Annotated in this window: 19 protein-coding genes; 8 read left to right on the forward strand and 11 right to left on the reverse strand. The window is 51.1% G+C overall.

All coding sequences use genetic code 11. The features are described from left to right. Positions 1–11: 11 nt before the first annotated feature. From Q2J34_RS09515 to Q2J34_RS09535, 5 genes are all read right to left on the reverse strand, one after another. Positions 12–404: a single-stranded DNA-binding protein gene (locus Q2J34_RS09515; RefSeq protein ID WP_300970096.1), complete on the reverse strand. Its 393-nt coding sequence runs from the start codon at positions 402–404 to the stop codon at positions 12–14. A 74-nt stretch (positions 405–478) separates the two neighbouring features. After that, a complete protein-coding gene (locus Q2J34_RS09520) occupies positions 479–874 on the reverse strand; it encodes a hypothetical protein (protein ID WP_300970097.1) in 396 nt (131 codons plus the stop codon). 3 nt (positions 875–877) lie between these two features. Beyond that, complete coding sequence (locus tag Q2J34_RS09525) at positions 878–1,123, reverse strand: hypothetical protein (protein ID WP_300970098.1); 246 nt, start codon at positions 1,121–1,123, stop codon at positions 878–880. Further along, a complete protein-coding gene (locus tag Q2J34_RS09530; RefSeq protein WP_300970099.1) occupies positions 1,110–1,364 on the reverse strand; it encodes a hypothetical protein in 255 nt (84 codons plus the stop codon). Before Q2J34_RS09530 ends, Q2J34_RS09525 begins: the two co-directional genes overlap by 14 nt. A gap of 77 nt (positions 1,365–1,441) precedes the next feature. Then, the gene (locus tag Q2J34_RS09535) at positions 1,442–1,639 is read right to left on the reverse strand and encodes a hypothetical protein (RefSeq protein WP_300970100.1); all 198 of its coding nucleotides are present in this window, start codon (positions 1,637–1,639) and stop codon (positions 1,442–1,444) included. A 157-nt stretch (positions 1,640–1,796) separates the two neighbouring features. Between Q2J34_RS09535 and Q2J34_RS09540 the strand changes: the two genes are divergently transcribed. Beyond that, a complete protein-coding gene (locus Q2J34_RS09540) occupies positions 1,797–2,036 on the forward strand; it encodes a hypothetical protein (RefSeq protein ID WP_300970101.1) in 240 nt (79 codons plus the stop codon). Between the two features lie 185 nt (positions 2,037–2,221). Here the strand turns inward: Q2J34_RS09540 and Q2J34_RS09545 are convergent, their stop codons facing one another. Genes Q2J34_RS09545 through Q2J34_RS09560 form a run of 4 tightly spaced genes read right to left on the reverse strand, consistent with a single transcriptional unit; the run spans position 2,222 to position 3,418 of the window. Then, positions 2,222–2,527, reverse strand: a complete 306-nt coding sequence (locus Q2J34_RS09545) for a hypothetical protein (protein WP_300970102.1) — start codon at positions 2,525–2,527, stop codon at positions 2,222–2,224. A gap of 4 nt (positions 2,528–2,531) precedes the next feature. Next, a complete protein-coding gene (locus tag Q2J34_RS09550) occupies positions 2,532–2,786 on the reverse strand; it encodes a hypothetical protein (RefSeq protein WP_300970103.1) in 255 nt (84 codons plus the stop codon). 20 nt (positions 2,787–2,806) lie between these two features. Further along, the gene (locus Q2J34_RS09555; protein ID WP_300970104.1) at positions 2,807–3,112 is read right to left on the reverse strand and encodes a hypothetical protein; all 306 of its coding nucleotides are present in this window, start codon (positions 3,110–3,112) and stop codon (positions 2,807–2,809) included. Between the two features lie 18 nt (positions 3,113–3,130). Then, complete coding sequence (locus Q2J34_RS09560; RefSeq protein ID WP_300970105.1) at positions 3,131–3,418, reverse strand: hypothetical protein; 288 nt, start codon at positions 3,416–3,418, stop codon at positions 3,131–3,133. Between the two features lie 284 nt (positions 3,419–3,702). Between Q2J34_RS09560 and Q2J34_RS09565 the strand changes: the two genes are divergently transcribed. The 4 genes from Q2J34_RS09565 (at position 3,703) to tamL (ending at position 14,368) form a co-directional block, all read left to right on the forward strand. Continuing rightward, positions 3,703–4,320 (forward strand): S24 family peptidase, encoded by a 618-nt coding sequence (locus Q2J34_RS09565; protein WP_300970106.1) that lies wholly within the window; start codon positions 3,703–3,705, stop codon positions 4,318–4,320. 596 nt (positions 4,321–4,916) lie between these two features. Continuing rightward, complete coding sequence (locus Q2J34_RS09570; protein ID WP_298889695.1) at positions 4,917–6,458, forward strand: hypothetical protein; 1,542 nt, start codon at positions 4,917–4,919, stop codon at positions 6,456–6,458. 654 nt (positions 6,459–7,112) lie between these two features. Further along, complete coding sequence (locus Q2J34_RS09575; RefSeq protein ID WP_298889693.1) at positions 7,113–12,029, forward strand: translocation/assembly module TamB domain-containing protein; 4,917 nt, start codon at positions 7,113–7,115, stop codon at positions 12,027–12,029. Then, on the forward strand, positions 12,026–14,368 hold the full coding sequence (gene tamL / locus Q2J34_RS09580; protein ID WP_298889691.1) for a translocation and assembly module lipoprotein TamL: 2,343 nt from the start codon (positions 12,026–12,028) through the stop codon (positions 14,366–14,368). The genes Q2J34_RS09575 and tamL overlap by 4 nt, the downstream gene beginning before the upstream one ends. A gap of 54 nt (positions 14,369–14,422) precedes the next feature. On the opposite strand, the gene Q2J34_RS09585 is transcribed toward tamL, so the two are convergent. Beyond that, positions 14,423–15,367 (reverse strand): DUF5106 domain-containing protein, encoded by a 945-nt coding sequence (locus Q2J34_RS09585; protein WP_298889689.1) that lies wholly within the window; start codon positions 15,365–15,367, stop codon positions 14,423–14,425. 161 nt (positions 15,368–15,528) lie between these two features. Next, positions 15,529–16,023, reverse strand: a complete 495-nt coding sequence (locus tag Q2J34_RS09590; RefSeq protein WP_300970107.1) for a hypothetical protein — start codon at positions 16,021–16,023, stop codon at positions 15,529–15,531. A 275-nt stretch (positions 16,024–16,298) separates the two neighbouring features. On the opposite strand from Q2J34_RS09590, the gene Q2J34_RS09595 reads away from it, so the two are divergent. The 3 genes from Q2J34_RS09595 (at position 16,299) to Q2J34_RS09605 (ending at position 20,512) form a co-directional block, all read left to right on the forward strand. After that, positions 16,299–16,616: a conjugal transfer protein TraO gene (locus Q2J34_RS09595; protein ID WP_300970160.1), complete on the forward strand. Its 318-nt coding sequence runs from the start codon at positions 16,299–16,301 to the stop codon at positions 16,614–16,616. 181 nt (positions 16,617–16,797) lie between these two features. After that, the gene (locus Q2J34_RS09600) at positions 16,798–17,385 is read left to right on the forward strand and encodes a hypothetical protein (protein WP_298886321.1); all 588 of its coding nucleotides are present in this window, start codon (positions 16,798–16,800) and stop codon (positions 17,383–17,385) included. Between the two features lie 1,156 nt (positions 17,386–18,541). Beyond that, positions 18,542–20,512 (forward strand): TonB-dependent receptor plug domain-containing protein, encoded by a 1,971-nt coding sequence (locus Q2J34_RS09605; protein ID WP_298886319.1) that lies wholly within the window; start codon positions 18,542–18,544, stop codon positions 20,510–20,512. Positions 20,513–20,538: the final 26 nt, after the last annotated feature.

Consider the following 20,538-nt stretch of genomic DNA (forward strand, 5'->3'; position numbering starts at 1 on the left):
CTCTTTAAGGTCTAGAAAGGTGTTTCTGATTGCTGTACCCCTCTCTGTGCCTGCGTCCCAGCTTTGCTCCCGACATTATTGTCGTCAGCAAACTTTTGGATCTCCACACCGCTAGGGCTCGTAGATACATCCAGCGAGATAACCGTCTCACCTCGGTTGTTTGTGTAAGAACCAGCACCTAGACGACCACGCACCAGCACACGAGTACCACGTACTAGATAAGGCACCACATTTTCATAGCTCCCCATCACAAATACACCATACCACGTAGGCTTGCGATCCTCGCCATTAGCCTCCTTACCATTACTTACGGCAACGCTAAAGGTCAAAACCTCCTTGCCGTCCTTCCTGCGGATCACCTCGGCATCCTTGCCCAGGTTACCCGTAATCAAAATTTCCTGCATATTCTCTGTTTGTTTAGTTAGTTATTACTTCATCCATTTCCTAGAGCTACTAGTGCTACTAGAGCCACTAGCTCCTAATCATCCAGCTCCTCGTCTAACCCCTTGAGAGCTTTTTCCGTTTGCTCCCTAAACTCTCTCGTGCGATCCACGACTAGGCGCCACTCCCATAGCGTGTCGCCCGTCTCTTGGAGTGCTCTCCGTGCTATGATCATCGAGAAAACTGTCTTTCTCAGCCATCGCTCCTCATCTTGTGTGAGGTCGTCCGTCTCGGAGCATAGTTGCTCGATCGTCTTGCGGAGCGTCTTGTCAAGTGCGCTTGCGAGGTCTCTAGCTTGGTCGAATGCAACGTCTCTCAGCACGTCTGCGTGTCGTGGGAAACTCTCGTCATCTGGTGTCCAGTCGTACTGTACGAGCTTGATCTCTCCCGTCTCGGTCACGTCCGTCGTGACCTCTTGTATCTGCTTGTGCATACCTCAGTCCTCTAGCTCATCCTCAAACCTTGGTAGCATACCCCACTCCTGCAGCGTCTTGCCCACACGATACGTCAGGTAGAGCATACCACCCCCCGCGATGCGTAGGAGCAAACTCCAGTACCACACCATCGTCGGCTCCTCAGCGTCTAAGTCGTGTACCAAGAGAGCAAATCCCACTCCCGCCAGTAGTGCAAGCCCCACAAATCGGAGCCAGCTCTCAATTGCCGTTAATCTAGTCTTCGTCATTGTCGTTCTCTTTATTTCTTTCACACAGAGCCAAGGCTCTAGCACACATACTACGTAGCTTCTTATCTTTGAGCATAGCATTCGCTAGAGACTCTACTAGATTGCTCCTACTGCCACGGTAAGCGTTACGTACACTTTCCTCATCGCCTGCGATGAGCATTACAGAGCGATTATCCTCGTCTTCCTCAACCCACCCAAAGAGAGCTTTAGACAGCTCGTCCAGCTTGTCATTCTTCGTCATAATTCTAATTCGTTTAGTTGTTTCTCATTCTCTAGCCAAGAGCCAACAGCTAACAGCCAAAGGCCAACAGCCATCTCTCACCAGCTCTCCTGCCACATACGCATGATCTCCTTGCCCTCCACATAAGGCATATCATTCATCTTACGATAGCCACAGCGCATAGCGCCACGCTCTATAGCTCGGCTAATCGTCTTCGCATTCACACCCAGTATCTTCGCCGCCTCTCGCAGCGAGTACCTAGCCGTAGGCGGTACATTCGGTTTCTCATTCACCATATCCTTATCTGTTTTATTGTTATTGTATTTCTTTTAGGGTGGATAGCTCCCGCTCCGTCTTACGCGCTCATCTGTCACAATAATCACTCATCACCAGAGCGAGGCTATCCGTATTATCTCGTTATCTTTGTGCTGTCACAATTTCACTTACATCATTATGGCTTACGAAATGGACCAAAGGGTCATTCTCCTCAGTGGGGAGACTAGCGAGAAATTCAATGAGAAGACCGAAAGGAGGCTGTCGTTTTATTTCCGAAATGGCTGGCATATAGCTCAGATAAATGGTGTCAACTACCTCAGTAAGGACTATCCCGTGATATTCACCTCAACCCCAATGTTTGCTCTCTTCGTTCTTTTGGAGCGTCCGAAGGACTACCCCAAGAACAACCAGCGGTAGAACCTCACCCATCGTATCTCCTTTCGCTTCCTGCGAACCTCCATAAGCACCAGCGGGCTCTCTTGTAGCTCCCTCGGTAAGCTCTTGTAGTAGGCTCGCACCGCTCTGCACGTCTTGAGCTCTCGTATCTCATTTATTGCTCTATATACTTCATCTAAGTCTGTCATATCTCTATCCTCTAACCTCTAATCTCTCACCTCTAGTAACCTCTCCTCTATCTCATCATCCAGCACCTGCATCAATGACAGATAGTAGTGCGACTGATCCAGCAGTACACCCTCCAGACTATGCTTCAGCTCAAAGGCCTCATCACTCACCTCCGTGTAGTTCGTCGCAGACCCACTCATGTTGTACTCGCCCAGCTCATAAGCCGACCGAACCAACTGCGAGTACGAGTCCACAGCTCGCTCACGAGCCTCCAAGAGCGCACGCATACTCATACCCTCAGGCTCCACAGCCCGCACCTTAGCCTCTATATCCTTTAGTAGCATAGCTCTAATCATCAAATTCTACATCACACACCATACGGAGCATCTCCTCGCAGACAGCTTTCATCTCTCCCAGCACATCGATATGCTCCGTCAGCTCGTCCGTCACAGCATCCACATCCATACGACCATCTTTCGACCACGCCTCCAGCTCCTCAGCCATACCAGCCGTCGCTAGCTCATACATCAGCTTGTACTTCAGCTCGTACAGCTTATGGACAAGCTCCTGCATACTATCTAGCTTATCATATTCTAGCCCCATAGTCTTGTTCGCTTTTGTTGTTACTTGTCTAGTCGCTTGGCAATCTCCTCATCTACGCTCGAGAGGTGATCTCTGTAAACCTTTGCTTGTCTCTCGATACAAGATGCTAGTTCATCCTTTAGGGCTTTAACCTCCGTGCATGCTGCATCTCCTTCTGGCATGTCTAAGATCATGTACTCTTTGATCTCTCTTGCTGATCGCTCGAGCTTGACTATAGCCTCGTGGGTGTATGCCTTGTAGGTGATTAGAAATGATAGGCTGTACGCCTTAATATCGATACTGTTTAGCCCCCTTGCAATCTCGTGTAGTGTTACTGTCTGTATCATATCCTTGTCCGCTTGTGGTTACTTGTTTAGTCTCTTGACTATCTCATCTCCTAGTCTCTTGACAAAAGTCCCGTACATAGCTTCCTCGTCTGCGAGTGCTTGGAGGCACTCTTTTACGCAGTCTCTCACCTCATCGGGGTTGGCGTAGAGTACGCCTAAGTCGTTGTAGCTGCGTAGCTCATTGCAGATGCTATGTAGCTTTTCCTGCACATCCCTGGCGGTGTCTCTGACCGCCAGCAGTTTCTCATTCGTTACGCCCTCGAAGTCGTAGCGCTTTAGATTTTCTCTTAGCTCGTCTCGTCTCATACTCTTGTTTTTCTTGTCCGTTTTCTATTACTTTGTAGTCTTACTTACACCCAAGGGAGCTTTTGTCCTCCCCTTTCTGCTTGCAAAGGTAGAAAAAACTTCAATACAAACCAAGCTTTTCAAGAACTAATTTCAATATGAACGAAGAGAGATGTATCGATAGGTTCGATAAATATATGAACTACAGCGGATTAAATGACAATCAAGTCACAAAAGACGCAGAACTTTCTGTAGGAACAATCGGAAAATCCAGACAACCAAACAGAGATTTGTCTAACAGGGTATTGAATAAACTTCTACAAACATACCCAGACCTCAATCATGTTTGGCTCCTCACAGGCGAGGGCAGTATGCTCAACAGCGACACCCCCGAGCAGTTGACAGAGCCACGCGAGTTCTCACTAGACCAGTGGGACGAAGCACGCGCCTTTGCCGACCGCATGGGCGTTGACCTCGTACCACTATACACCGAGCCATTCCAAGCAGGTAACAAAGGCAACAGCATCATCACCGCATGGAACGAAGTCGAGAGCGTATGGGCACTCCCCGACATCAAAGCCGACGAACTAATCATCGTACGAGGCGACTCTATGGAGCCCACACTACCCGAAGGCACAGCCGTAGCCGTCAAGCAGTACCACTTCTACCCCGACGAACCCCTCAGCATACCCTTTGGCGAGATCTTCGGCATCGAGCTGCGCACCAGCGACGACCCCACAGACAGCGACAGCGTGCAAGCCTTCTTCAAGCGCATACGCAAGCACCCCGACACAGACAAGCACCTCACACACTGGATAGCACACTCCGACAACCCCCGTTACGAAGACTTCGAGATACGCATCGACCGCATCGCACGCCTCTGGCGCGTCCGAGCCAGCATCACCATCCAGCGCTACAACTAACCCACACCCCACACCTATATATAATGTATACCCTCCACCCTCCAGGTCTACCCTCTACCCCCTAAAGCCTACCCTCTAATATCTAATCTCTAACCTCTAACCTCTAAAGTCTAACCCACCTGTACCCGATACAGCACGATCGTACCCACGTCACCACCGACGTGTACCCGATTTCGCCAATTCGTACCCACATCACACCCAAACCAACCCCAAAAACCAACCCAAACCACCCAAATCATTTGCAACGCATTTGCACGCCACACGATTGAAACCGTGCAAACGCACCATCACAAACAACGTAAATCCGCCAATATCAGCACTTCCGCACCCTCAAAATCTTACTCATAATCAGGGAGTCCTTGGTTCAAGCCCAAGTGGGACCACCACGATGCGTACTGTGCATCCATTCACCTAGCGAGTGCAATCCAATAATTGTTTGGGTTGCACTCGTTTGTTTTTACATGGGTTACAGAATGCGAGCGGTTGCGCCGATTGCTATTTTCAGTACTTTTGCCCATAGGAGCGTAGTTGCAAATGGCTCAGCGACCTTGAGTTCGCTTTGCTCCATACTTTCTACCCAAGATTACCACTGCCCGATGAACGAAATAAGAAGATCTACACGTCCCCTGTCACGGCTGACTCGTATACCCATCTGCGCACTCTGTGCTGCACTCTTGCTGATGGCATGCGTGCGGTCGCCCTGGCAGTATGATCGCTCAGAGGGCACCCAGCCCTATCTATCTGTCGACACGATACGCCTAGACACGCTCTACAGCTCACTCTCCTCAGCGACCCACGTGGCGATGATCTACAATCCGCATGACCAGCCACTACTCCTCGATGAGGTGGCACTCCTGAGTGGTGGTAACAAGGGATACCGCATCAATGTGGACGGACGCATTGGCTTGCAGATACGAGACCTCACGCTGCCTCCTCGTGACAGCATCTATATCTTTGTGGAGGCAACCTTTACAGATGGGGACTCTGACCTGCCGACGCTGGTGACCGACTCGCTCCTGTGGCGCTGTAATGGGGTCACGCACTACACCCGTATCGAGGGCTATCGGCAAAACATCTCTACCCTACCCGCCAACTTGCACATCGCGAAAGATACCCTCTGGAGCAGCGAGAGACCTTACCTGATCACCGACAGCATCACCGTAGAGCCTGGCGTGCGGCTAACGATTGCCGAGGGAGGGCATCTGCTACTGCCTCAAGGAGGCCGGATCATCGTGCGGGGAGCCTTGACACTAGCGGGCTCCGCCTCTCGACCTATCCTTATAGAGGGTATCAGGCGAGACAACCTCACCTCCGATGTCTCCTATCGTCTCCTTCCGAATCAATGGGACTACATACAGTTTACCGCTGAGAGCCAGGGCAATGAGGTACGCTACACGACCATTCGCAATGGACGAGGGGGCGTGACTTTCGTCCAGGGGGGCGATCCTCTAGCTGAGCGACTGCTCCTCCAGTCCAGCACCATAACCAACATGGGCGGAGATGGCTTGACCCTCGCCGGAGGTAGCTACACCTTGCGAAACAGTGAGCTAAGCAATGTGCGCGGCTCCTGCCTGTCGATGAAAAAAGCTTCCGTACAGGCAGAGCATCTGACAGTGGTGAGTGACTACCTATTTGACCATAGACGCAGCCCCGTACTCTATGTAGGTGAGGGGGGCAAGCTCCAGATGATCAATAGCATTGTAGACGGACGGCAGACGATCACACTGCAGAGCGACACACTGCGCCGCTCGGGCGAGCTATCGTGGCACCCCTCGGCTCAGTCGCAGCTCGATCTGCAGCAGTGCTACCTGCGACTGGAGCAGGACTCTATCGTAGCTAAGCGGCTCATCGAGGAGCTCTTCCCTACTTGTCATCGCGCCACCATCCCCTTTGTCGATAGCTACTGGATGCTGGGCAAAGACTACAAGGATCGCAACAATAGGCAAGCCCCGTATCACTTCCACTTTGACTTCCATCCAGTCGAGACGGCTGGCCTGCAAGAGCTCTCGCCTATCGCACCTACGAGCTGTGACCTCGATCGTACAGGTCTGCCACGACGCAAGAATCGACTCGGTGGCTATACCGTCGGAGCTTACGAAGCGGTCACACCACCCGAAGAGGAGCCACAGAAACCATAACCCCGCTAATTCTTATTCTGAAGAATTGGTAGGCTTAGGTCTGATCTGTGACCAGCTGGATTCCTTTTGCGACAGAAAAACAAACGCCCTACGTGGGGATTGTGTCAAAAGCGATACTGGTTCATTACAATAATTTAGAGCCGACTACATATCAAAACGGCACCGTGTCGGGGGAAACTGATTTCCACGTGGATATTTCGAAATCTCCACGTGGAGAATAAAAAATTCTTCGGAGGAATGAAATGAAACTTCGGAGGAATCAAATGAAACTTCGGAAGAAATGAATCACGCCCACGTGGAAAATAAAAAATATCCACGTGGAGATTTGAGATTCCCCACGTGGAGATTCGAGAAAGGAGGGAATCGGACGAATCTCCCCGTAAAGATATGTTATTAGAGATTAGAGGTTAGAGGTTAGAAATTAGAGAGAGTCGGAAGTATCTGAGGTATCGGAGTGGATCGGAGGGATCGGAGGTCTAACTTCTAATCTCTAACTTCTAATCTCTAACCTCTAACCTCTAACCTCTAACCTCTAATCTCTAACTCCTATTTTCGTACCTTTGTATGCGTCTAGCCGTTTCGTCCTAGGGAGGCTTCGATCAGAGCACTACCGAAGGCGCTTTCGGCTCACACAGATGGCATCAGACTTAACTCATGAACTCCGTACGAAGACGTCGTAAACTCTTTTGGATCCTACTCCTCGTCCCGCTGACAGTACTGCTACTACTGGTGGGGTCGATCTACATACCTAGTGTACAACGCTGGGCAGTCGATCGTCTCGTCCATACCCTCGAGGAGCAGACTGGCTGGAAGATTACGGTCGAGGAGATGCGCATTAGCTTCCCCCTGCGGGTACGTGTCGACAAGCTACTCGCTACGGAGGGCAGTGACACGATCATCTGGGTTGACCAGCTACGCACCAGTCTGCCGCTGATGCCACTCTTTAACAAGCGTATAGAGGCGCCCCGCCTGAAGCTACAAGATGCCGTCGTGGCGATGCCTCTAGATAGTCTCAATCGTAGCCGTATCGATGCTCGCCTAGGGAGTATGGAGGCAGGACATGTGCAGGTAGACCTGAACTCGATGGATATTGATATCGCAGCGGTCTCACTGGCTGACGGGTTCTTTGCTTATACCCAGACAGATACAACGGAGAGTAGCGAGCCGGGGCCCCCGATGAGTATCAATATCAATCGTGTAGATCTCACGCGCTTTGCTAGCTACATACACCTCTACCCTTCTGGAGTACACACCGATGCTCTGATCGATCGTGGGGGTATTGACAAGGTGATAGTAGAGATTCCAGACTTTAACCTCCTCATAGATCATATCGACTTAGACCTTGCCAAGGCAACCTATGCGAGAGATACAGCTACGGTAAGTCTCCCCTACGTGGACTACAACCACATGGTTTATCGTGATGCGCATGTAGATATGGATGGACTCGACATCAATAGCCAGGGATTGGTACAGATGGACATTAACCAGCTGAGTCTACAAGAGCAGAGCGGTGCGCAGATGGAGCAGTTTAGGGGTTACTTTAAGCTAGAGGACAAGGTAATCAGCATGCGCAACTTCTCGCTCGCTACGCCCACCAGTAAGCTGACGGGCGATCTGATCCTACCTCTAGATCTCTTCTCTGGAGATAAAGAGGCGGTTGTCACGGCCGAGCTCAAGGGTACCTTAGCACCGCAAGATCTGTACTACTACACGCGCATTAGTCTAGATAGTATGCTCTATAGCCCGGGTGGTCACAGGCAGCTGGCCGACGTGCCGCTGTCGGTAGACCTGCGCTCGCGAGGCTCGCTGAGTGACTTGGACATATACAATCTGGAGCTGCAGCAAGAGGGCTTCATCGCACTCTCTGCCAGTGGCAAAGCGACAAACATCCTCGATAAGACAAAGCGCACAGCCTCTCTGCAAGGCAATATACAGACAGAGCCTGCGGCTAAGCTACTGCTAGCCCTCGCTGGGATAGACGAAACGTCTGGCTCTGTGACGCTACCAGATAGGATGGATCTAGACCTGGACGGCACACTACACGGAGATCAGATCAACGCAGATCTGCATCTAGGCACTCCTAGAGGCTCGCTATCTCTCAACGGACTATACTCCCTAAATCGACAGTGCTACAAGCTCGACGGCCAGCTCGATGGTCTTGATGTCGCTCAGTTTATGCCACGCGACTCGATCGGTGTGATCTCGGGAACGATCAAGGCAGACGGCACAGGCTTATCCCTGAAGACAAAGAACAAACATGGACTCGTCGCTGTAGACCTCGATGAGGTCAACTACAAGAACTATACGCTCCACAACCTCGCACTCGACGGTTTTCTGCGAGGAGACTCCGTGGCGGTATCTCTGCAGGCTAACGACCCCTCAGCACAGCTCGTCGGGAACCTAGCGGGGACGCTTATCACAGCTGGCAAGCGACCTTCCTTCGGTGGTAAGATAGACCTAGATGTCTCGCACCTAGACCTGCAGTCTATGGGGCTGAGCGATAGCATCATGGAGGGGCGCATGAGGCTGACAGCAGACCTCTACAGCGACTTTGCAGAGACCCACATGATCGATGGCCAGCTCTCGGGGCTACACCTTGCCATCGGCTCACAGCGCATAGACAACGAGCAGATCGACTTACGCCTAGCTAGTGACACAACACAAGTCTTAGCACAGCTAGCGGGTAGCGACATAGACCTAAGTGTGACGACGCAGGAGGGGCTGAGCCACCTCTTGACCTCGATCTCGGGCATCTCTAAGTGGGCAGGGGAATATCATTTTGACACGCCTCGACTGACCGCTTACAGCGACCTAATTGGCGTCCTACCCGATGCTCACATAGCACTACACATGGGGCCTGAGCATCCGCTACGCTCGCTGCTAGAGCGGTACAATGTCTCTGTAGAGTCTCTCGATGCGGATCTACTAACCAGTCCTAAGCTAGGGATCAATGGGCGCATCGACCTGCATCAGCTCCAGTACGATACGATACAGTGTGACAACGCACTCCTCCAGCTGACGACGCTCTCCCCTAGTCGTCCTATACTCCTAGACCGTCTGACCCATGTGAGCCAGCAGTTACCCTCTGAGGCTATGCGACCGCTGCTCCTGTCAGATCTCTCCGATCAATTTAGCTCTGACAAGATGGCTCAGCGCTATGTGCATCCGTTGCTACAGATAGATCTAAGCCTCGAAGGGGAGCGACAAGACAAGCGCCCACCCTACAAGATCATCGGATCGGCTCAGACAGACCTTGTCGCTGTCAATCTAGACTTCGACTGGCTACGAGACCACGAGCTATTCTACAGTTTGGGAGCTAGTGGCTATTACAATGCACAGGGCTTTGGTGTGAGCCTCTCCGACAAGGATATCTACCTTGCTGGCGAGCGACTTCGTGCGAATGAGGACAATGCGCTCTTCTACTTCCATAAGGACAATCAGATCTTTGCCAACCTCGAGCTGACGAATCCTCAAGGTGCCAAGCTCTCGCTACACAGTGATCTAGATGAGCCAAACAATGTACAGAGCTTGCTCTGCAACGTACAGCGACTAGAGCTGGGCGACCTAGCGCGCATCCTGCGCCTCCCGGATATGAGTGGACGCACCTTTATGGATCTGCGCATAGAGCGTGTGAACAACGTCTACCGTGCTACGGGCGACCTCTCGGTCAATGACATGACTTACATGGATGGCGATCTGGGCAACGTGAGTGTCGCCTTCTTCTACGAGCCTCGTGACAACGCTTCGCAGTATGTCACCGCTCAGGTGAGTAGCAATGGTAATCTAGCACTAACCGTGGATGGTATCTACCATAGCCGTAAGGGTGAAGAGGCTCTCGACATGAAGGCTGCTTTCGAATCCTTCCCGCTACGTCTGGCGAACCCCTTCATGGGAGGCAACCTCATCAGTCTCTCTGGTGCGCTCGACGGCTCTATTGCTGTGACGGGTACGCCTAAGAGTCCTATTCTCAATGGAGCACCACACATTACAGACGGACTGGTGGCACTCTCTCTGACGGGCAATCAGTACACCCTAGATAGCCGTCCGCTGAATATCGAGCAGAGCCGACTAAATCTCAAGGACTACAAGCTAACGCTACAAGGCAAGGAGACCTCGCTATACCTGGATGGCTGGCTAAATCTCTTCGGTCCAAAGGCGCTCAAGAGCGACCTCCGTCTCTACGCCGACCATGCACAGGTGATCGACAGCAAGTACCACAACAAGCAGTCGATCTATGGTCGAGCTATCCTCTCTGCCGATCTACGCTTGCAGGGCTACCTGACAGCACCTCAGCTACTGGGCTCTGTCACGCTACATGGAGGTACCAATGCGACCTACGTCATGTCGCAGGCAGCTATCAAGGCGCAGGACAACATGTCGGGCGTTGTAGAGTTTGTCAACGTATCTGACACCACGAGCGTCAAGGAGCCTGAGGAGACGCACACGCGCTCCCTCGGTCGTATGGATCTATCTGTGGCACTGCACATCGAGCCTGCAGTACAGATCGGCGTAGACCTCTCCTCACGAGGACAAGACTACGTACGCATCCAGGGCGGTGGAGACCTCCGACTGAAGTATCCACCACTCGGCACGATGAGCCTCGTAGGGAGGTACGACTTTAGCGGTGGCGAGGTGCAGTATGAGTTCCCCGTGGTAGGACGACGGCACTTCGACATTGAGCCCGAGAGCTACCTTGTCTGGAGTGGCGAGCCTCTCGATCCTTACCTACACTTCATCGCTTCGCAAAAGCTACGTGCCGACGTGACCAGAGGCGAGACAACTAATAAGGTAGACTTTGAGGTATCTATCAAGGCAGATGAGAACTTAAAGGATATGTCACTCGCCTTCGACCTGGCAGCGCCCGAAGACCTAGAGACGCAGACGCAACTCTCCTCTATGAGCGAAGAGGAGCGTGGCAAGCAGGCGGTAGCTATGCTCGTATCAGGCACCTACCTTGCCTCCGATATGGGACAGATGTCGATGGAGAAAGTCCTGAGCAACGTCGCCATGAGTGAGCTCAACAACCTAACGGGCAAGCTCCTCCAGGGGACGAATCTATCTCTCGGTATGGAGCTAGGTGGGTACAATCAGTCGCAACTACAGCAGACCAACTATACCTACAGCTTCAGCCGTCGCTTCCTCAACGACCGCATACGCTTCGTCATCGGCGGGCGCGTAGCTTCGGGCAATCTGCCGACCAATTACGAGCAGACCTTCATCGACAACGTAACCTTTGAGTATCGTCTTGACGAGGCGGGCAGACAGTATGTGACGCTATTCCACAGACGTAACAACGACAATATGCTCGAGGGCGTCGTGACCGAGACGGGCGCTGGTTATCTGGTCAAGCTCAAGGCGCGTCGCTTCGTTGATCTCTTCGATCCGCGCAACTATATGTGGTGGCAAAAGAAGAAGTCCGAGAAGCCTACTGACCCCAAGAAGCAACCTGACGAACTAGGTACGATGCCGTCAGACAGCACCTCCGTATCGATCGCCACAGATAGCTTGTCACACGCTACGCCCACCGCTCCAGACTCCGTAACCTCAACCCCTCAGACTCCACAGCTATGACCCGTAATCTCTACAGCAGACCAAACATAGCTCATGCACTACTCCTACTGCTCGGCACGATACTCGCTCTGAGTAGTTGCTCCGTGACACAGCACATCCCTGAGGGGGAGCTACTATATATAGGTATCGGCAAGACACGCATACAGGGAGACGACGGCAGTGACGCTGCAGATCGTGCTATCTCTAATATGGAGAAAGTGCTCAACGTGCCACCCAACGACGCCTTCTTCGGCAGTGCTCGCTCCCGCTTTCGCATACCCATCGGGCTTTGGTTTTACAATGGTTTTGTCAACGACAGCACCTGGGTGGGCAAGCGCCTCTATAAGCTTTTTGCTGAGGAGCCTAAGCTCATCAGCGACGTACGCCCCGACGTGCGTGCTAAGCAGTCTCAGTTTATCCTACACGAGCACGGCTACTTTAATGCAGTCGTGACTGATAGTATAGCACGCTCCTCTAGCGACTCGCTGCAAGCACGTGTCTACTACAAGGCAGATCTCGGAGCGCCCTACCTCTACGACAGCATCAGCTATATGGAGCCGTGGCTCCTAGGCAGTGGGGAGATTTTAAATCATGCTGAGCTATCCAGGATACACAAGGGGGATCAGTTCAACTTCTCGCAGATCCTCCAAGACCGCAACATGCTGGTCACGAACCTGAGAGACCGTGGCTACTACTTCTACGCGCCCGATCTACTCGTCTATCAGGTAGACACGCTACTCACGCCAGGCAAAGTCTATATGCAGGTGCGGGAGCAGAGTGGCTACCCCAGCTACACCTTCGAGCCATGGCGCATAGGCTCCGTCCACGTCCTACTCACAGAGGATGATCGGCTCGCACTGACGGACACGATGCAGTTTAAGGGGATCACACTGCACTACCGAGAGCATCCGAGGGTGCGTCCTGCGGTCTTTGCCAATAGAGTACAGCTACGCTCGGGCGAACTCTACTCGCAGTCTCTCGAGCAGTCTACCCGTCAGGCTCTGCTGGGACTAGGAGCCTTCTCCTACGTCGACATGCAGTTTGTCGCTAGTGATACGATGCACAACCTCCTCGACCTCTACATCACCGCTGAGCTAGACAAACCGTGGGACTCCTCGCTCTCTGCGGTCTTCACGACCAAGTCCAACAACTTCATCGGTCCAGGACTCAACCTATCACTCGGACGTCGCAACCTCTTCGGGGGTGGCGAGCGTCTCTCGCTCGATCTCTACGGCTCCTACGAGTGGCAGACCAATCGTACACGTAGCAATCAGGACGTATCCATATCCGACATCAACAGCTACGAGGTGGGCTCTAACCTCAACCTACAGGCACCACGCATCTTGCTGCCGTGGCTCTACGATCTGCACCTTACGCACGACGTGCAGACCACCTATACCCTATCCGCCTCTATGCTCAATCGTGCACGCTACTTCCAGATCACCTCTCTAGGACTGTCCGCTAGTTATAGCGTACGCAATGAGCAGCATCAGCACATGATCACCCCTCTGCGGATACATTACAACCGCCTCTCTCGCCAGTCCGAAGTCTTTCAGAAGGTCATCACCGACAATCCTATCTTGGGTCTGAGCTTGCGGAGCCAACTGATCCCGCAGATGAGCTACCAGTACACCTTTGACAATATCTTCACAGGCCTAGGCAGTCATCACCTGCACATCGATCTAGGCATCTCTCAGGCTGGCAATCTCCTCAACGGGATCTACTCGCTAGCAGGTCGCAACTACCATGAGACTAAAAAGATCCTCGGCGTCCCCTTCGCACAGTTTGTCAAGGGTACCGCAGAGCTACGCTACACCTACGGCATCGATCGCAACCAGAGTTTAGCTCTGCGAGCTGGCGTGGGTGCCATCTACAGCTTTGGTAATATGACGGTGGCTCCGTATAGTGAGCAGTTTTACGTAGGCGGGGCAAACAGCATCCGCGCCTTCACCGTACGCAGCATAGGTCCAGGACGCTTTGTGCCACGCAATAGTCGCTACGCCTTTATGGATCAGACAGGAGAGTTCAAGCTCGAACTGAATGCTGAGTACCGCTTCCGTCTTGCGGGCGATCTGCACGGCGCATTCTTCCTCGACTCTGGCAATGTGTGGTTGCTTCGTCCTGACGAAAACCGTCCAGGCGGATCACTCCAGGAGATCACCGATGCTAAGGACTTCTTCAATCAGCTCGCCCTTGGCTCTGGCGTAGGACTACGCTACGACCTCAACTTCCTAGTCATCCGCTTTGACGTCGGTGTGGGGCTGCACCTCCCCTTCGAGACCTCGCGTCAAGGCTACTACAACCTCCCTAAGTTTGCCAATTCCCTCGGCTACCACTTTGCAGTAGGCTACCCCTTCTAGCCGCAAGCGATGCAACAAGATATAGGAGCTACGTACTTGCCGTGGCTTAGTGGGTTACGGCTTAGCCTCTTGCAGGGCTGCGAAGTAGCTCTCTACCTCTTGGGGATAGGCATCGCGGATGATGACCCGCTTATGCTCGTCAAGCAGGTAAAGGACAGGCAGCACGCGTAAGTCATATAGGCTCTGATCGGTGACCATACCTGTGGCGTCTCTGCCTGTAATCGCATAAGACGGGAGGTGCGATAGGCTCTTGCGCCACGTCTCTACATCGTGCTCTACATAGACGCAGAGCCACGACACCTCACTGCCTAGCAAGGCTTGGATAGGCTCACTGTGAGAGAGGAACTCTAAGACATCCTTACAAGCATTGCACTCGGGATCGTAAAACATCAAGAGGAGCTTCTTGCCCGGACTGGTCTTGTAGAGCGTGCTGGTCTGCCCATTGGCGAGCGTGTACTCAAAGTCTTCAGCCGCCTCTCCCTCTTGATTCTTCTGGTAGAGACTTCGTCTGTCCTCTAGTTTTAACTGCTGGGCATAGTCCAGGATGCCGAGCTTGTCTGCCTCTTCGTAGGTCTCGATAAAGTAGGCCTGGTTAAAGAGCGGTGACTCAGGCGTGTCAAAGTAGCGACCCGCTATGCTGAGGATGACCGAGTCCATCGCTGGAGTCGCCAGTTCGAAGAGCTTGCTCATAGAGGCTCTTCGAGCGCGCTCGCTGGCAAGCGCCCCGAAGCCAAAGTAATTTACTAGAAATTGCTCTCGCTCACCGCTGTCTCTAAAGGTGAGCGTGTCTATGCCAGCGATGCCATTCCAGACATTATCTAGGACGTAGTCGGCACGCTCGGTGGCATTCGCTAGGGAGCGAGGTGGCATAGGAAAGGTCGGTGCAGCGGTAGCCATAGTGCTCTGAGTGCGGTCCCCCTTCTTGCAGCTGACTACTATAGTAGTGCCAAGCAGGAGTGCGATGAGGAGTATCTGTCGTATGGTTAGATCCTTTTTCATTGAGTTACGGTCAATACTTGTTCTTGCCGAGGGCGGCTGGGAGGTCTTAGTGTACGCTTCCATCTATGGTAGCTCTCTTAGCTAGAGCACCTCTGAGGGAGAGGGCTTAGCACCAAAAGCAAAGTGGTTCATCATATAAAATCTCGGATGAGCCATCCAATTCAATCTAATTCAATCCTATGTGATTTAACTACTTTGTATTCCTTGTTAATGATCAACATATAGGAATACGCACACAGGCTCGTAGCCACAATAAAAGAGTAGTCAATCTGCTTTGTAAATCTCTGGAGCTCGTATATCTCTGCTAGAAGTACTCCATCCATAAGGTAAGAGAAGAAAAGGCAGTACTTACTACTGCTTGACAACTTTCTGAAGTTACTATCAAGGATATCTGAATGAAAATCACCTCGGTAGAAGCCTTGCCTTTTTATCAGCATTTCCTTTTGTTCCTGGGTTTCAGCCACAGGGATAAAGATGAAGGAGTCTAGATCGTAAATAACGCTTGAAACGGCAATGCTTTCTCTATCCACATTTAGATCTCTTGAAATGTAATCAAGGACATTGTTATACAGAGCTATACTGTCATTCGCTTGGCATTTTACATAACCAGAAAAAGAAAACAACACGACAATATATAGCAGGAGTCTTTTCATCATTTCGGAGTTTCAATTCTTATCTGTTTTGAATCGTCACATGGATTATCGCCTCTTTTAATATCCTCAAGAGGACTTGAGTCAAAAGCAATAAAACTGACGCATCCGTAAAATCTGCGGGATCTAGGGGCCTCGCTAAGAAATCTAGACTTTCTGCCCCTCGCTCCCCACACATTTCACTAACCCAAAGGTAGTAAATCTTTCACTCAATCGAGGAGCTCTCAGCAGTGTCATCCGCATGGCACTATAGTTCCCTACCCATGGCACTGGAGTTTCCCATGTGTGGCACTACAGTTTCTTACCTAGGAAACTGGAGTTTCACCCGTATGGCACTGGAGAATGCCTTTGGCTACTTGGGACTATCCGCTCTCTGCGGTTATGAAGAGCTGAACGAGGATAAACGGTTGCTACCCGATGGGGCTACACTCCTTAATCGGTCTCGCTTTACTTATGGTGGAGCGATACATAGCTCGGTAGAACTGTTCCTTACTGACAATCTGCTCTTCGTCCTCAAAGCTCAAGGGCAACTGCCCTTCGGCTCTGATCTGCATCATTTTCGTCCTGCTATCTCAGCAGGACTCAAGTTCAATATCTAACTACCCCACATTGCCAGAGTCAACTAAAATCAGTAGCTTTGACAAGTCAAGACAACTTATTCTAGTTTGACGACAAACACGATGTCAACTGACATCCGTTTCAGCAAAAAAACAAGTCAACCATTTTTAGAGAATGCCCCCCGATTTCAGTCTTATTGCCACAACAAAAAGGAACGAAGAAATGGAAACAACAAAGATCAAAGAACTCGCCGATGCCTACGCTGCAGGAAAAGTCGAAGAACTTATGAATAATGCAATTGCGGACGCTTATTCAGATGGTTTCATAGCAGGTTATAAAGCCTACAAAGAAAGTCTTTCAGATGTCACAACAAACGAGAATGGCTTTGTTGACCTCGGCTTGCCAAGTGTCACAATGTGGGCTAATGACTTCATCAAGGACGAGAACGAAAGAGCTCTGATACTCCCGTATCAGAAAGCTCTTGACTTTACTATCCCAACCGAACAGCAATGGCGTGAGCTAATGACAGAATGTCGGTTTGCACATAACCACGAAAGAATTAATAATCCGGGAAGCTACACATATTACTATCGCTGTTGGATTGTTTGTACTGGCCCCAATGGGAATAAAATAACCTTCGACTGCATCTCTTGCGAGGACAAAGGCGGTCTAAATAATCGTACTTCTGCATTTTGGCTACAAAACGGCATGATAGCAAGATACAATGACTCTGATTCGAATGTTGAAATCTTAACCGATTTTTCCGGGTACAGAAAAGGCATCCGACTCGTAAGAAACAACAAATCATAATAGTAGAAATCAAATCGCCATCCTTGTAGCGGTACGACAGAGCGGAAGCAGGTGTTGTTATTCGCCACTTCACAGAGCCAATCCTTATCCTCACGGCTCATTCGCTCGCCACTATTAAGCTTTGCTCTCAGGAGATATATAGAGCTGTCACTAAGGCTTTCCAATGGGGGTGCGTCCCAATGGACGAACTTGGTAGCCAACGCCTGCTCACTTTGTTCAAACTCAGAACTTATGCGGTAATGAGAGGAGGAGCTATATCCTTTTTCTTTCGTTGATGATGTCATGTTTACTTTCTGCTTATTCATAAGAGACCTTTTTTTATGCGTTCAAAGATCGGAGTATGCTGATTCCTTTTTTCAAGCAAAAACAAGGTAGCGGGGCGAGACTTACACAAAGTTTTGGCGGAAAATACTACCCGAAGCAAACAGCATAGGTGTGGAGATGGCTTGTTTGTATTCTCCGAAATCTACTACCTACATGGCTGGGCTGCCAGAATAGATGGTGTGGACGCAAAGCTCCTCCGATCCGACTACCTACTGCATGCACCTGCAGTACCTGCCAGCAAGCACCAAATCGTACTCTCCTTTCATTTCCAATCCCTGAAGATCACAAAGTCGATCTCCCGAGGAACAAGTGCCCTGCTGGCGACAATACTCACGGCGCACCCAGAGTAGCCCCAAAAAGTTGCCCCCCCCAAAAACAAGCCAACCATCCCCCCGATAAATTGCCACTATCCGCAAAAAGTTTCGCTTCTATCCGTGAAACTCTAAGCCCTCCTCAGACATCTAATTCTCAATCATTCCTGGGGAGGGCTTTTTGGCAACCTATCGCACGCTTATTTTCCTTATCGGATCCCTCAAAAGCCCCGTCTAAAAAAATCTCAGAAAACTGTAGTCTCATGCAGAGGAGACTCGATTAGGACGCACTAAAAAGGCAAGCAACGCCACGCACTCCGAGAGATCTACCTAGATCATGCCAACAGAGCCCACCAAAAACGGGGAAAAACAACAACTGTCAGGTATTTTCCACCCAACGGGATTGTTTTACCTTTGTGCATTGATCGGAAACACGAGAGATACAACACATGAAAGCTTACCACTTTGCTCTTATTCTTCTCATTCTTGCTCCCCTAAGAGGATTTGGGCAAGACAGCTTGATGATGTATCACGAGCTAGACGAAGTGGTTGTCACGGCCACCCGGACCCCAAAGAAAATATCGGACTCTCCAGTACTCACGCAAGTCATCTCACGCAAACAGATCGAGAGACAAGGCTGGATGGACATCAAGTCCCTCCTACAAGACGAGATACCAGGTCTCTCATTTAGCGAAGTGGGATTTGGCACAAGCATCAACCTACAAGGGCTTGGAGCCAAGCACATATTATTCTTGATCGATGGGGAACGGATCGCCGGCGAGTCGGGCAACAACATCGACTACACCCGATTGAACCTCAACAATATTGAACGCATCGAGATCGTACAAGGTGCTGGATCGGCACTCTACGGCTCACAAGCGATGGGCGGTGTGATCAACATCATCACACGCAAGCCAACCGACCGACTAAGTCTAGGTGTGGACCTGAGATGGGGGACGAGGTTTCAAAAAAACTACTCCCACATAGAGCCTGATGACAAATACCGGTACTACAAGACAAGGACAGACATGCCAAATACCGACGGCGCACTGACCATCGGGTACAAAAAGAAAAGCTGGAGCACCCAGACCGTACTCTCAATGCAAACCAAAGATGCCTACAACATCTACGACAAAGCCGGTAGCACCATATACTACCCCGAGCTCAACAAAACGGTCACCAAGGAGAAAAGCTCCACACCTACCAACATTTCTGGGTTCACCACAATGACTGCCAAGCAGACCTTGTCGTGGACCCCCATCAAGGCACTGACCCTGACTGCACAAGGCAACTACTACTCCAAGCGCGTACATGACCTCTACCTGGACAACAAGCACGAGTACAACCGAGACCTCTCCGGACTCTTTTCTGCAAAATACACCCTACCCAACGGTGATACTTGGGAAGCAAATATCCACGGAGACAGATATCGCAGATACACCATATTCGAGCAAAAAAAGATGCAAAAACAGCTCGTCTACACGCACACAGTCCTCCAGCCCAATATTTCGTACAGATGGACCATAGGCAATGACCATGAACTGATCACCGGAGCTGAATACCTACGGGAAGTACTCTATGCGGATAAGTTTAGCAAAGATGGACTGACAGCCCGAGCACAGGGGGCTTACGCTCTATTTGTCCAAGATGACTGGAAAATACCGGGGACCTCACTGAGCATGATCAGCGGGCTAAGGGTAGACTATAACAAAGGGTACGGCATCAACTTCTCCCCAAAATTGGCTCTACTTTACAAGGTGTCACCCTTTACCATCCGGCTAAACTACGGTCGCGGCTACCGATCCCCAAGTATCAAAGAACTCTACATGGACTGGGACCACCTCGGTATGTTTTGGATCTACGGCAACAAACAGCTCAAGCCGGAGTCCAACCACTACCTCTCTCTGACGACAGAGTACACACATCCCCAACTGTATGTGATGCTCTCGGGATACTACAACTTCTTCACCAACAAGATCGAGGGTATCTGGTCCGAAGACCAAAAAGAGCTCCACTACCGCAACATCTCCAAGTCCACACTCGCAGGTGTTCAAATCCAGATGCGCATCAGGCCACTCATCAGCCTGCCCCTACAGATCCACCTGGCATCGCACTACCTGCACCCTTTCTTTCACGACGGAGTGAGACTCACTTCCCAGGCACCGATCTCCGGGACCGGACGAATCGAGTACCTACAGTACTGGGGCAACCACCGGCTGGCACTCAATATCAGTGCATCAGTAATGGGAAAGAAAATCCTATCTGGACTGACAACCATCGAGGACGAAGGAATCCAAAAAGAGACTCCATACCGAATAACCATACCGGGCTACGCCCTAGTACGGTCGACCATCGCCTACACCCACCCAAAGTGGGGCACACTCACCATAGGGGTAGATAACATTCTCAACTACCAAGCAGATGTTGTCTCCTTCAACTCCTATGCCGGCCCCGGTCGAAACTTATTCATGTCCTACCACTTCAACCTATAAAAACAACTGTCACTATTACCTATTAA

This window comes from Porphyromonas vaginalis (genome assembly GCF_958301595.1).
GTDB classification, from domain to species: domain Bacteria; phylum Bacteroidota; class Bacteroidia; order Bacteroidales; family Porphyromonadaceae; genus Porphyromonas; species Porphyromonas vaginalis.